The 13,652-nt window shown below is 47.1% G+C and carries 12 protein-coding genes and 1 riboswitch; of the genes, 1 reads left to right on the top strand and 11 read right to left on the bottom strand.

The features are described from left to right. Window positions 1-9 precede the first annotated feature (9 nt). The 6 genes from EL84_RS15270 to metA all read right to left on the bottom strand — a co-directional run bounded on the left by EL84_RS15270 (window position 10) and on the right by metA (window position 6,907). Window positions 10-1,023 carry a zinc-binding alcohol dehydrogenase family protein gene (locus EL84_RS15270; RefSeq protein WP_047842274.1) on the bottom strand — a complete coding sequence of 338 codons (1,014 nt, stop codon included), beginning with the start codon at window positions 1,021-1,023 and terminating at the stop codon, window positions 10-12. Beyond that, window positions 1,020-1,997 carry an aldo/keto reductase gene (locus EL84_RS15265; RefSeq protein WP_047842273.1) on the bottom strand — a complete coding sequence of 326 codons (978 nt, stop codon included), beginning with the start codon at window positions 1,995-1,997 and terminating at the stop codon, window positions 1,020-1,022. The genes EL84_RS15270 and EL84_RS15265 overlap by 4 nt, the downstream gene beginning before the upstream one ends. 233 nt (window positions 1,998-2,230) lie before the next feature. After that, entirely contained in the window at window positions 2,231-3,367 is a 1,137-nt protein-coding gene (gene mqnC, locus EL84_RS15260) for a cyclic dehypoxanthinyl futalosine synthase (protein WP_047844209.1), read from the bottom strand. A 241-nt stretch (window positions 3,368-3,608) separates the two neighbouring features. After that, window positions 3,609-4,781 (bottom strand): trans-sulfuration enzyme family protein, encoded by a 1,173-nt coding sequence (locus EL84_RS15255; RefSeq protein WP_047842272.1) that lies wholly within the window; start codon window positions 4,779-4,781, stop codon window positions 3,609-3,611. Continuing rightward, a complete protein-coding gene (locus EL84_RS15250; protein WP_047842271.1) occupies window positions 4,778-5,965 on the bottom strand; it encodes a PLP-dependent transferase in 1,188 nt (395 codons plus the stop codon). The genes EL84_RS15255 and EL84_RS15250 overlap by 4 nt, the downstream gene beginning before the upstream one ends. Window positions 5,966-5,989: 24 nt before the next feature. Then, window positions 5,990-6,907 carry a homoserine O-acetyltransferase MetA gene (gene metA, locus EL84_RS15245; RefSeq protein WP_036610071.1) on the bottom strand — a complete coding sequence of 306 codons (918 nt, stop codon included), beginning with the start codon at window positions 6,905-6,907 and terminating at the stop codon, window positions 5,990-5,992. Between the two features lie 236 nt (window positions 6,908-7,143). Continuing rightward, window positions 7,144-7,267, bottom strand: a riboswitch (SAM riboswitch). 451 nt (window positions 7,268-7,718) lie between these two features. On the opposite strand from metA, the gene corA reads away from it, so the two are divergent. After that, window positions 7,719-8,654, top strand: coding sequence for a magnesium/cobalt transporter CorA (gene corA, locus EL84_RS15240; RefSeq protein WP_047842270.1), 936 nt, complete (start codon window positions 7,719-7,721; stop codon window positions 8,652-8,654). 70 nt (window positions 8,655-8,724) lie between these two features. Here the strand turns inward: corA and EL84_RS15235 are convergent, their stop codons facing one another. From EL84_RS15235 to EL84_RS15215, 5 genes are all read right to left on the bottom strand, one after another. Then, window positions 8,725-9,726: an HRDC domain-containing protein gene (locus EL84_RS15235; protein ID WP_047844208.1), complete on the bottom strand. Its 1,002-nt coding sequence runs from the start codon at window positions 9,724-9,726 to the stop codon at window positions 8,725-8,727. 176 nt (window positions 9,727-9,902) lie between these two features. Continuing rightward, complete coding sequence (locus EL84_RS15230) at window positions 9,903-10,781, bottom strand: ROK family protein (protein ID WP_047842269.1); 879 nt, start codon at window positions 10,779-10,781, stop codon at window positions 9,903-9,905. A gap of 72 nt (window positions 10,782-10,853) precedes the next feature. Continuing rightward, on the bottom strand, window positions 10,854-11,540 hold the full coding sequence (locus EL84_RS15225; protein ID WP_047842268.1) for an MOSC domain-containing protein: 687 nt from the start codon (window positions 11,538-11,540) through the stop codon (window positions 10,854-10,856). A gap of 30 nt (window positions 11,541-11,570) precedes the next feature. Further along, window positions 11,571-12,677: a phosphodiester glycosidase family protein gene (locus tag EL84_RS15220; RefSeq protein WP_321163443.1), complete on the bottom strand. Its 1,107-nt coding sequence runs from the start codon at window positions 12,675-12,677 to the stop codon at window positions 11,571-11,573. A gap of 5 nt (window positions 12,678-12,682) precedes the next feature. Beyond that, entirely contained in the window at window positions 12,683-13,576 is an 894-nt protein-coding gene (locus EL84_RS15215) for a 5'-3' exonuclease (RefSeq protein ID WP_017689620.1), read from the bottom strand. Between the last annotated feature and the right edge of the window lie 76 nt (window positions 13,577-13,652).

Here is a 13,652-nt window from a genome sequence, read left to right as displayed (position 1 = left end):
TAATTGTTATTATAGTTCAACGATGGCTTTGACTACATGTGAATCTGGCAATAACCATTGATCTATTGCCGTAGGTAGCTCATCAAATTCCACGCGGTGTGTGATATACCCATCCATACTTAATTTCTTTTGACGCAAGGTCGACAGGACTTGTTCAAAGTCTTCACGGGTTGCGTTTCGACTGCCCAGGATACTCATCTCCCGCTTGTGAAATTCGGGGTCATGAAAGGTAATATCCGCTTTCACCAGTCCTACAAAAATGAGTTGACCACTATGCGCCACATATTGAATGGCCTCATTCATGGAATTCACGTTACCTGTTGCATCGAAGACAGCTGTAGCATAGTCGCCTCCCGTAATTTCAGACACTTGTTGTACGGTATGTTCATTGGCCTGTACCAGGTCATCCGCTCCAGCCCAGGTCCGGCTAAGCTCCAGCCTGTCCAAATTACGATCAACGGCAATAACACGCGCCCCCGCCTGTTTGGCAAATGCCATCACACCCAATCCAATGGGGCCAGCTCCAATCACAATCACATGCTCACCAGGTTTAATTCCTGCTCTTCTGACGGCATGGGCTCCAATGCTTAATGGTTCTACCATTGCCGTCTCATCCAGCGTCAAACCTTCTGCTGAGAGCAGATGTGAGACAGGCACGTTGATTTTTTCTCTCATGCCTCCGTCTACGTGCACACCCATGACTTGCATGGACGCACAACAATTGGTTTTTCCATTGCGACATGCAATACAGTGACCACAGTGCAGATACGGAATAATACTTACCTGATCCCCAGGCTGTAACCCAGCCTCGTTCGGACCGATTTCTTCAATAACAGCCGCCAGTTCATGACCCAGAACACGAGGATAGGTAAAGAATGGTTGGTTGCCTTTGTACGCATGCAGATCCGTTCCACAGATCCCAATCCGCCGAATGGCAACCAACGCCTCTCCTTCTGCTCGTTCCGGTTGAGGCAGGTCCTGGAGCTTCAATTGATCTATTTCTTCACATACAATGGCTCTCATCGTTGTTCCCCCTTGGATGCTTCAGCTGTCGTGTTGCTTGGCTTCGTATTATATTCAGGTCGTCCGCTTGACCACGTCTCGTTATGCAATGGAGCCAGAATGCGCAGCACTTCATCCAGCAGGCTCTGATCTATCGATTCCTCTATCCAGGCTGCATTATTGAGGATATTGCGCTGGCTGGCACTGCTCACCAGTGTTGTCGGAATTCGTTCATTCGACGTAGAGAATTGCACGGCCAGCTTGGCAATGTCACTGCCTTGTTCTGCACAGAAGCGGGCAGCCTTCAGGCAGAGCTCTTTCACCCGATCGTCTGCCGGATGCCAGGCAGGAGCCCCTCGGGTACTCAACAAGCCCATAGAAAGAGGCGAAGCATTGACGAGGCCAATTTCTTTTTTTTCCAACAGGGGCAATAACGATAATAATGAGGTATCATTCAATGAATAATGACAATACGAGATGATCGCATCCGCATCGATCTGTGGCAGAACCTTCTCGAACAAAGGCAAGGGTAAACCACAAATGCCCGCATGTCGTATAACTCCCTGCTCTTTCAGACCCAGCAACGTTGGAAAAGCTTCTTCGATAATAATCTCTGCTGGCACAAATTCAATATCATGCAGGAACAGAATGTCGATATAGTCTGTATGCAGTCGATCCAGGCTCTCTTGCACGCTATCCAGAATCCGCTGACGTGAAAAATCAAACTCATTTTCCCCATACCGTCCGGCTTTGGTTGATAACATATATGAACTGCGCGGCAAGCTACGGATGGCTTCACCCAACACGGACTCCGCTTTTGTCAGCCCGTAGTAAGGCGAAACGTCTATGTAATTCATCCCCGCATCTACGGCTGCATGTACAGTGCGAATCCCTTCGTCCCGGTCAATGTCACGAAATACAGAACCGAGTGAGGATGCTCCAAAGCTCAATACAGGTACGTCCAGTTCCGTCTTGCCAAGTATTCTTCTCTTCATCGGTTTAACCCCTTCCAGCGTGTCTGACTACACAAGTTCCCTTTCATTGTAACAGTTCAATTTCAATATAAAATATCGCCAATTGCGTAACATGTACTGTTTGATGACCTCGAACCGCAGAAAGAAATCAAAAAACCCGCCGTCTCTCCAAACGGAGTAGTCAGCGGGCTTGGCTTCATAAATACTTATCTAACGATCAAAGTTTATAAAGAGTAGTATTGAATTAATTAGAATTAGTTCTGCATTACGAAATCTTCATGTACGGCATTTTCTTCGTCGAACATGCGCACAATCTCGTATCGGGTGTTACGTTGTGCCGGAATATAACCGGACTCTCGAATCAAACGCAGAATGGATTCAATGTTAACTTTGTAAGTTGCACCAGCAGCAGATACAACGTTCTCTTCGATCATCGTGCTACCGAAGTCATTACAACCAAATTCAAGCGACTTCTTACCGATCTCAGGACCCATGGTTACCCAAGAGGATTGAATGTTCTTGATATTATCCAGCACCAGTCGGCTGATGGCTACAGTCTTCAAGTACTCTTCCGGAGTCTGACGCTCCAGCTTAAGGTTGGTATTGTCTGGCTGGAAGGTCCAAGGAATGAATGCCAGGAAACCTTCGGAGTCATACTTGTTCGCAATACATTCGTCCTGAGCTTCACGTACACGGAGCAAGTGTAATGCACGCTCTTCCATCGATTCACCAAGTCCGATAACCATCGTTGCCGTGGTGTTCATACCGATGCGGTGTGCAGTTTGCATAACGTCCATCCAATCACGCCATGAACCTTTCAAGCGGCTGATCTTCCGACGTGTGCGGTCATCCAGAATTTCAGCGCCGCCGCCAGGCAAGGAATCCAGTCCAGCTTCGTGAATGGCACGAACAACTTCTTCCAATGTAAGGCCATCGGATACTTCAACCATTTTCATAATCTCCGCTGGGGAGAAAGAGTGCATCGTGATGTTTGGGAAACGCTCTTTGATGGCTTTCAACAGGTCTGTATAATAGCTGAAAGGCAAGTTTGGATTCGTTCCACCTTGCATCAAAATCTCGGTACCATTCACATCTTCCGTTTCCTGAATCTTCTGGAAAATCACTTCGTCCGGAAGCACATAACCTTCATCCGAACCAGGTCTGCGGTAGAAAGCACAAAAACGGCAGTACACATCACACACGTTTGTGTAGTTGACGTTACGCCCAATTACAAATGTTCTGTATGGTTCAGGGTGCATGCGTTTCATAATGACATTAGCAGCTGCCCCGATTTTGTCCACTTCATTTGATTCAAATAGCTCAATCGTGTCTTCCAAGTCTAAACGTTCGCCCCGAAGGGCTTTATCTAAGATACGGTCTACCGTACTCATCGTAAAAAAGCCTCCCTCATGAAGAGAAATTATATAACGATCCGTCCCAACTTGTTCAAGAGAAGCAAGTTCTGGTGGCAACATCGTATTTCTGTACTCCACATATCGTAACACAGGTTACATGTGAAAAAAAGCACCTTATGTACAGGTGCTTTAAAAATAAGTAAAAATTTTTACATATGGAAAGGAATTAGTTCGAACTTAAGTGATACACATCGGCGTATTCGGGCATCCATTTTTGTTAGGATTCCTGAAGTGCTTGCTCCAAATCTACAATGAGATCTTCGATATCTTCCAGACCTACGGAGAAGCGCAGCAACCCATCTGTAATGCCACGGTCACGGCGAACCTCAGCCGGCATTGCCGCATGAGACATCATGGCTGGGTAGGACAGAATACTCTCCACAGCTCCCAAGCTTACAGCAACAATGGGGAGCTTCACCCGGTTAAGAACTGCTTTTGCACGATCACCTGAACCGACGTCAAAAGAAACGACAGCTCCATATCCTGTGGACTGGCGCTCATGTGCCTCACGGCCCGGATGATCCTCCAGTCCAGGATAAAAGACAGCGGTAATATCACTGCGCTCATTAAGCCATGCCGCCAGTTTGGCTGTACTCCGTTCACTATGAGCCATGCGAGCCCCCAAGGTTTTCATCCCGCGCATCAGAAGCCAAGATTCTTGTGCCCCGAGTACAGTTCCAAGTCCATTTTGCAACTGTTTTAGTTGTACGCCAAGTGATTCCGTGCGAGCAACGGCTAACCCTGCCAGTACATCACTGTGACCTCCGAGAAACTTCGTAGCACTATGTACGACGATGTCCACACCAAGCTCAATTGGACGCTGATAGTAAGGTGTCATAAAGGTGTTATCCAGAATCGTGATCAGGTCATGTTCCTTCGACCAGTCAGTTACAGCAGCGATATCCGTAATTCGCAGTGTAGGGTTGGACGGTGTTTCCATATAAACTGCCTTGGTGTTTGGCTTGAGTGCCGCTTTTACTTCATCTATATTGGTCATGTCTACAAAGGTTGTCTCGATCTGCATACGGCTTAATATGGAAGTAAGCAAACGATACGTACCTCCATATACATCTTCCGTTACAATCATGTGATCCCCTGCGGAGAACATCATGAACACGCTTGAGATCGCAGCCATCCCCGAAGAATAGGCAAAGCCTCGTGCGCCGCCCTCCAGCAATGTGATGTAATCTTCCAAAGCCTGACGTGTCGGATTACCCGAACGACTGTAATCATGTTGAGGCGGATTGAAGATATCAAAATGATGGAATGTTGATGCTTGATAGATCGGTACACTTGAGGCTCCGGTCGTTTTGTCAATCTCATCGCCAAAATGGAGCAATTTGGTATCAAATTTCAACTCGGAATTGGGCTTATTGTTGGACTCCCTCATGAGTGCACGCCTCCTTCCACTTCCTGCTGTGCAGCTGTCAGAGCATTGCCGAGATCTGCAATCAGATCATCTGCATGTTCAATGCCTACGGAGAACCGGAGCAGACGGTCATCTACACCTACGGCGTCACGAATTTCAAGCGGAATATCCGCATGAGTCTGTACTGCCGGATAAGTCATGAGTGATTCGACTCCGCCGAGACTTTCGGCAAAAGCAATGAGTTGGATATGACGTAGCAACGGTTCAACATAACGTGCATCCTTCACTTTGAAAGAGAAGATACCTGTGTTACCCGTGGATTGTTTGTTCTGTATCTCATACCCCGGATGATCGGATAGACCTGGATGATACACTTCAACCACCGCTGGGTGCTCAAGCAAGTATTTAGCAATAGTAAGTGCATTGTGCTCATGACGCTCCATGCGAAGGGCCAGCGTTTTCATACCTTTCATCAACTGGTAGGAGTCACTTGGAGATAATACCGCTCCAATGGAATTATGCAGGAACGCCATCTCTGCAGATAACGCCTCACCTTTGGTAATAATTAGACCGGCGAGCACATCATTATGTCCGCCCAGATATTTGGTAGCGCTATGAATGATGATATCGGCACCCAGTTCAATCGGACGTTGGAAAAATGGAGTCAACAACGTGTTGTCAACAATGGTCAACAGGTTGTAACTTTTCGCCCAGGAAGCAACGGCTTTCACATCGGTGATCATCATCAGTGGATTGGTTGGTGTCTCAATAAATACAGCTTTTGTATTCGGTTGACGAACCTTCTCCAGTGCTGCAAGGTCATTCGTGTCCACATAACTAGCAGTTACGCCGAAACGGGACAGAATACGTTCCAGCAGACGATAGGTTCCACCATACAGATCCAGCGATACAATCAGATGATCCCCTTGACCAAACATGGCAAAAATCGTTTGCAGCGCGGCCATTCCCGAGCTACAGGCAAACCCTGCATCACCGGACTCCAGCGCTGCAGCGGCTTCTTCCAACACTTTACGGGTTGGATTAGTGGTACGAATATAATCAAACCCCGTGCTTTGTCCAAGCTTCGGGTGGCGAAACGCAGTGGATTGATAGATCGGAAAGTTAATGGCGCCTGTTACCGGTTCATTGATGGACCCAATTTGTGCTAAGCGGCTTTCGATTTTCAACTTGTTGTTGTCTTCCATTGCTGCATCCTCCTGTAATCTCGATTAGATTTGCGGGCCAATATCGTAAGGTGTTTCTTGATACACATAGTAATTGAGCCAGTTAGAGAATAATAAGTTGGCATGAGCGCGCCAAGTAGCTGGTGGCACACGAGAAGGGTCGTCATTCGGATAATAATGCCTAGGCAATGCGATATCCAACCCTTTGGCTGCATCCCGGTCATACTCCCACTTTAATGAGAACGGGTCATACTCGGCATGTCCTGTGGCAAAAATCTGTTTGCCGTCTTTGGTAGCAACCAGGAAGATCCCCGCTTCCTCTGATTCAGCCAAAATCTCTAAATTCTCATTCTTTTCAATATCTTCGCGTCTCACTTCCGTATGACGGGAATGTGGAACGTTGAATACTTCATCGAATCCACGCAACAATGGAACATGTGGTTTATTGATGGTATGTGGGAAAACGCCAAAACACTTTTCATCAAGTGCAACCTTGGGTACGTCAAAATGATGGTATAAACCTGCCTGGGAAGCCCAACATATGTGGAGGGTTGAAGTCACATTGGTTTTAGTCCATTCGAAGATCTCCTGGATTTCATTCCAATAGTTCACGTCTTCGAAATCCATTTGTTCCACCGGGGCACCCGTAATAATCATTCCATCGAAACGGCGGTGCTCAATCTCATCAAAGGTTTTATAGAACAGATCCAAATACTCCTGAGACGTATTCTTCGACGTATGGGATTTGGGATGTACGAGAACGACATCCACCTGAATAGGCGTGTTTCCCACCAGACGAAGCAATTGTGTTTCGGTCGTTTCCTTTGTGGGCATCAGGTTTAATATAGCGATACGGAGTGGACGAATATCCTGCTGATATGCAGAAGTTTCATCCATGACGAAGATATTCTCTCCTTCAAGTACTTCTTTTGCTGGTAGAGTATCGGGTATTTTGATTGGCATAGTAAGTCTAACTCCTCCTTGTGCATAGATAGATGCAGCCACCCCTGGCTTGATGTCTTCACATCAATACAGTTATAGACTGCCTTGAGCTTGTAAAAACATTGAATTGCTCTTTCATCCAACGTTACAAACAACCTCAAGTTCCTTAGCGAAAATCACTGCTGAGAAGTCGGGGCATATAACAAAGACCTTCCTCGGATTTCGAGAAAGGTCATATGTAAAAAAGATATGCGCCTCTCTCATCTCTCAGTTACAACAGTGCCACCTGACACTTAGTCGCTGCAAGAATTAGCACCGTGCGGTATACCGCCGGTTGCCGGGTTTCATCGGGCCAGTCCCTCCACCTACTCTTGATAAGATTTCGCTGTATTAGATTGTAATTAAATATGGTTCACCGTCTACTTTATTACATTAATGCCCTCACGTCAAGATGCAGTTCGATGTCTGCTTCCCAGATCGGAACCGTTCATCATCCGTTGTCATACACTGCCTCAGGGCGCGAAATAGACACATTTTTGCGCTTGAAAGCACCTTGTACCAGCGGTATACTAAACAAGGTGTTATAAACCCTTATGTGAGAGGTGACATATTAAATGGATGGCGACCCGAGGCCTGACTGGCAGCCGAATTCCGACAAACTGCATAGAGAATTGACATCAGCATGCCGGCAGCGGGACGTGACTTCCGTTTGATTATATAGTGAACGCAGCCCTGATCTCCAGGCTCCGCTGCCGACCGGCTGATTTGTTCTTTTTGCGCCCATAATGATAATATCCGCCAAGTTGGCGGGTGCAGAAGGAGTAGATTAACGATGAAAATCCGGTTGGTAAACAACGGTGTATTTATTCCGGTGGACGATATTCAGCAGGCGCTGACTCCACCAGCGGAAGGATTTTACTGGATTGATGCAGACGTAGACGATTTAGCGGTACTTCAGCCGCTGTTCTTGATGCATGATCTGGCTGTGGAAGACTGTCTTAGTGACGAAGAACAACGTCCGAAGATTGAAATTTATGAGAACCATTATTTTATTGTGATTAATAGCATCCGTTTTGATGATGAAGAGATATTTCTACGTGCGGTCAACTTATTCCTCGGCAGACATTTCATTATTAGTGTTACCAAGCACAAGGTCAGCGAATTGCGCACACTGAAACCCATCCTTTGGGAACAGGAAATCAGTACACCGGATCGTCTGCTGTATTTGCTGGTTGATTTGATTGTTGATAATTATTTCACCGTAGGTGACCGAATTGAAGCACGGATCGAGAAGCTTGAGGAAGACATTCTGATGCACACCAAAAAGTCACATCTGAATGAAATCATCGGGCTACGCAGTGAGATTCTGTGGCTGAAAAAAGTCCTTGGACCTCAGAAAGAGGTTATTAACACCTTGAATAAAAAAGATCTGCGTCTCATCGATGATCAACTGCAAAAGTATTTCAGTGACATCTATGAGAATGCTGTAAAAATATCTGAAACCTTTGAGACTTATCGCGACCTGATGGGCAACTTGCGAGAAGCCTACCAATCCAGTATTGCGAACCGGGCGAATGAGATCATGCGTGTATTTACCGCCATTACCACGGTCTTCATGCCGCTGACGGTCATTACCGGTATATACGGTATGAACTTTACGAATATGCCCGAGCTTAACTGGAAATACAGCTATTTTGTTGTGATTGGCCTAATGGTTACCCTGGGCCTGAGCATGTTCTTCATTTTCCGCAAGAAAGACTGGGTATGAACTCGTATGAAATAACAAAGACGAAGCGCTCCTCCGGGAGAAACGCCTCGTCTTTTTTCATTTCTGATTATTAACCAACATTCTTCTCTGTCTCTGCGTGCCGACGGAAGCGGATTCGAATCATGCGCAGTCTTTCATAGACCTGCTCCAGACTTCCTCCATCGGGTTTCTCTCCTCCATACACCTTATGTAATACTGGCTTCAGGAACGTATCTCCCAGCTCCTCATACGCACTCCATACGGCCTCTTGTTCGTTCTCTGGCATCACTGCCAGCTCCACATCAAGAAGACAATCGGTGTCATAACCTTCGTGATCCAGTGCCTCTAACAGCTCAACCAACTCGCGCCGGGATAATCCGGATCGATTAACAATCTCCTCTAACGTATACCCTTCCTTCATGCCTTCAAGCACCTGCTTACGCGTGGTGAACTTATCAAGTTCCTGCTTGTACTTCTGCTCTCTCTGCTTGTATAACCAACTCTCATACTCTTCTTCCTTTAGCGCCGTGTATACCCAGTCCAGCGGGAATGTCGTTGAACGTTCCAACCCGTTTGTAATCTCCATCCATTCCGTACCATACTCAGTCGCTTTGCTCTCTCCTACGCCCGGCAGTTGCATCAGTTCATCCAGCGATTGTGGAACAAAGGCACTGATCAAACGCAGCAGACGATTCGTTGCAATAAAATACGGTGCCTTCCGGTCAGACACAGCTCTCTTCCTGCGCCATGTGCACAGATCCGTATATAATTGCTCATTGCCGTATAACTCACTGTAACAATGGAGCCGCTGTCCACCATAACTGCGTGACTTCAGATCATCATTCTCATGAAATAACCCCTGCAACTGCGGTCGGTACCCCTCACTCATCTGTATGGCAAGCTGATGACGGTAAATATGAAGCAGCTCCTCCCAAGAAGTCCCCTCATACCAGATGCTGTCCTCACGCTCTCCTTCCTCATAGCGACTCCATCCCAGCTGCCAACTATCTTCCTCTTCCCCAATCCATAACTGTGCATACTCTGCATTCTGATCTGACATTCTGGACAATCTGTTCATGAAAATGACTTCCATTTTCGTTCCCTCCCTTTGAATATTCAGCTTATACGAGTTAGAGATGCTACCTACAGGCAGCACAAAAAAACACCCCTCCTGCAAAATGCATGCAAGAGAGGTGCTTCCTCATTAACCGTACTATGCTGTTGCCCATATCATACCACAATGGTAAAATTCGTCAATCCCTTAATGACCTACTTATTCAATGCCAACTTGGCAAGCGCCAGCGAACCACACAGCCCTGCATTGTCGCCAAGTCCTGGTGAAACAACATACTGGTCAATGTCGGACTGAAGCGCCGGATGCTGAACGTATCCAGCCAGCAACTCCTGCAGTTTGCTACGAACCATCGGGAACAGGTGCTCCTGCTTCATTACTCCGCCCCCCATGACAATTTTCTGTGGAGAGAGAATGAGAACATAATTCATCAGTGCGTGTGCCAAGTAATGTGCTTCGATCTCCCAAGCCTTATGATCTGCAGGCAGTTCATAAGCCGGTTGCTCCCAACGTTTGTTAATGGCCGGTCCTGCTGCAAGGCCTTCGAGGCAGTCACCATGATACGGACAGAAACCCTCGTATGTATCCTCCGGATGTCTGCGTACAATGATATGTCCCATCTCTGGATGTGACAATCCATGGACCATTTTACCGCCAACCACAGCACCTGCACCAATACCTGTACCCACAGTGATATACAGACAGCTCTCAAGACCTTGTGCAGCGCCCCAGGTTGCTTCTCCAAGTGCCGCACCATTCACATCCGTATCAAATGTCATCGGCACATCAAAATGCTCCTTGAGCTTGCCAATCACGTTATACTGTCCCCAATGTGGTTTAGGTGTTGTTGTGATATAGCCATATGTTGGGCTTCCTTCAATCGGATCAATCGGACCGAATGAACCTACACCCAGAGCTTCAATGCCTTTGCCTTCAAAAAATGAAATCACTTGAGCCATGGTCTCTTCCGGTGTTGTTGTTGGAAAACTTACGCGTTCCAGAACTTCTCCGTTTTCTGTGCCAATACCACATACAAATTTGGTTCCGCCTGCTTCAATTGCGCCTAAGATCGTCATGTTAGTCACACTCCCAAGTTAGTTTAAAAAGGAATTCGAATTGCTTTACTTGATGACACGATAATTACCCTGCTACTTGTTCTCCAGCTTGGACAATCGTTTCATTAACGTTTGCCTCCAGCTGTCTGACAGCGCAGGAATGGCCAGCAACGCCTGAATACCTTCGACATTTTCTTTCCCCTGATGCATGATTCGATTGGCTTCAAGAACCGTCATTGAGGCTGGATCGGTGCTGATCCGTCGAAATATCGATAAAGGCCTTACCTCACCTTCTTGCAGTACACGAAAGTAAAAGCCGGTATATCCACTCTCCTGAAAATAAACAGGCAGCTCCTTATAGTCATACCTCGCACCCAGCTTGAAGCAAGGTTGTCTGGGCTGACTGACCTGCACTGTGGCTTCGCCCAACTCGTACACATCACCAATCCGTACGTCTTCTTCGGCACAGCCTTCAACCGTCAGATTTTCTCCACAAGCTCCCCAATCCAGCTTGCGATCCATCAGTTGTTCCAGCGCCGGATAACGACTGTAATCGTATACACAAACGGCTTTGTCAGGGCCGCCATGATGCACCAGATCCGCCTGCGCGTCCCCTGTCATTCCAGTGAATGACAGGAAAACCGCGTCGGATACAGGATGTTTCACAATGCCGCTCAGCACTTCACGCTTCTGCCCAGGGAGCGGCTGCGGCAGTCCTACATTAATGGCCAGAACAGCTGTATTGCCCTCCCCTGGCTTTCGATCAGATGTGAGTGTCATTTGCGTCATACCTCCCATAATCACTTTCTTTTAACGCAAAGAGCCGCCAAATACGAGTGTATTACTCAATAGCCGACCTGGAGAAGTCAACATTTTGCCCCCGGCATACATACCCGAGGAAGCACCGCCATCCAGATTCATGGCCTGTTTGGCGCCAAGCTTCTGCATCACCGCTGCCCACTCCTTGATTGTTGCTCCGGAAACGGTAGCCAGCATAACAGAACCGTCCGCCATGATCGCAATACCACTTCTGGCTCCGGAAGCATTAAGAATCTTGGCATCCTTGAAACCTTCGCTCGTCGGATTGACAGCTACCTTGCCGTCTTTTACCAAACGGGGTCCTGCCCCAACAGCAGTCACTACATCTTGCCAAGGGATCTCTTTGCCTGCTGCGTTCGTATACTTATAATTCATTTCTACGGTCGAACCAACGGTGAAACGGTCCGAAGAAGACTTCTGATTACCTGTGAAGACCAGTACCGAGCCATTCTTAGGAATCGCTACATTTGTATTGGGCACTTTTTTGGTCACGATACCTTTCTCCATGACAACCGCAGTGCCACCTTTGAACCCAACTGTGGCACCTCGTTCAGGCGTATACAGCATCGTAATGCTTGCGTTCGCTGAAGGTGTTCGATTAATAAAGGTTGCATACCAACTCCGTGATTTACCTTTTGTATCCGTTACTTTACCTGTCAAACTCACCTGAAGTGAATCCATGATCGCCGAGCCGTCTTCCTTAAATCCGATGGATGTTCCGTATCTTCCAATATGTATGACCTTACCATTTGCTATTAACATACCGTATGGATCTGGTGCTCCGTTATATGCTTCAAAAAATGCTCCATTAATGGCTGCTTGTGCACCATAGGCTTTCACAATCGATGGCAATGTTGCCGTCTGGCCAACTTGCTTCTTCGCGAGTCCCACGGTAACCGGTGTTCCCTTTGGAATCGAAACGGTCTGTACGGTAAAATTACGTCCTACTGCTTTTACTTTCTGTACTTTGGTGCTAATTGCTGCTTTGGCATCCACTGTCTGTGGTGCACTTACTGCTCCCGAAAGAATTACGGGCAAGGCCAGGACGAGGGCCATAGCCCCTGTCCACCACTTTTTGCCTGTTCGTACGTTATTCATGTTGCTCACCCTATTGCCACTCCCATCCAAGAGCCAAGGCTCTTCATCTCAAGTTGTTCAAACTTGTCCATCACCATATCCGGATCAAGACGCAATTCACAGATATCCAGCGCACAGGCAACCGGAACAGCACAATGAATCTCTGCCAGTTTGCGGGACAGATGAAGCATGTCCAAATCATTCTCAATCTTGTTACGCACCGAAGGGGTCAGTTTATCCATGTTGCTCAGAATACCTTCAATGGAGCCGTATTCCTGTACAAGCTTCAACGCTGTTTTCTCACCAATTCCCCGTACTCCGGGATAATTGTCGCTGGCATCTCCCATCAGACCCTTCATGTCAATCACTTGACGAGGTGTCAGTTGTTTCTCTGCCATGAGCGTTTCAGGATTATACACCATGTAGTTGCCATGGCCTTTTTTCATAATAATGATACTTGTGCGGTCATTGATCAGTTGCAACATGTCGTGGTCACCCGTCAGTACCATAACATTCATATCGGTCTCTTCGGTATAATACTTCGCAAGCGTCCCGATACAATCGTCGGCTTCGAATCCTTGTGCACCTATATTCGGAATACCCAGGCTATCCATGACTTCACGAATCAGAGCAAATTGGGGAATCAGGTCATCCGGAGCTTCGGCTCGGTTGCCTTTGTAGGCTGCATATTCTTCACCGCGGAACGTCTTACCGCCCATATCCCAACAACATACGACATGACTTGGCCCAAAAGTCTGAACCGCATCCCAGAAATAACGGATAAATCCGTAGACTGCGTTGGTAGGCAATCCTGCCTTTGTACGTCTGATATATCCGCTTGCAGATGTCGCATAAAAAGCACGGAACAACACCGCCATACCGTCTACCAGCAACAAAGTAGGTTCATTACGTTGATTCACTTGAATTTGTTCTCTCCTATCTAAATCTAGCATATAAAATATCGAAACTAATTCTATCATTATAGCATAGTTCCGC

The organism is Paenibacillus sp. VT-400 (assembly GCF_001029205.1).
Taxonomy (GTDB): domain Bacteria; phylum Bacillota; class Bacilli; order Paenibacillales; family Paenibacillaceae; genus Paenibacillus; species Paenibacillus amylolyticus.
This window is presented reverse-complemented; position numbering and strand designations above follow the sequence as displayed.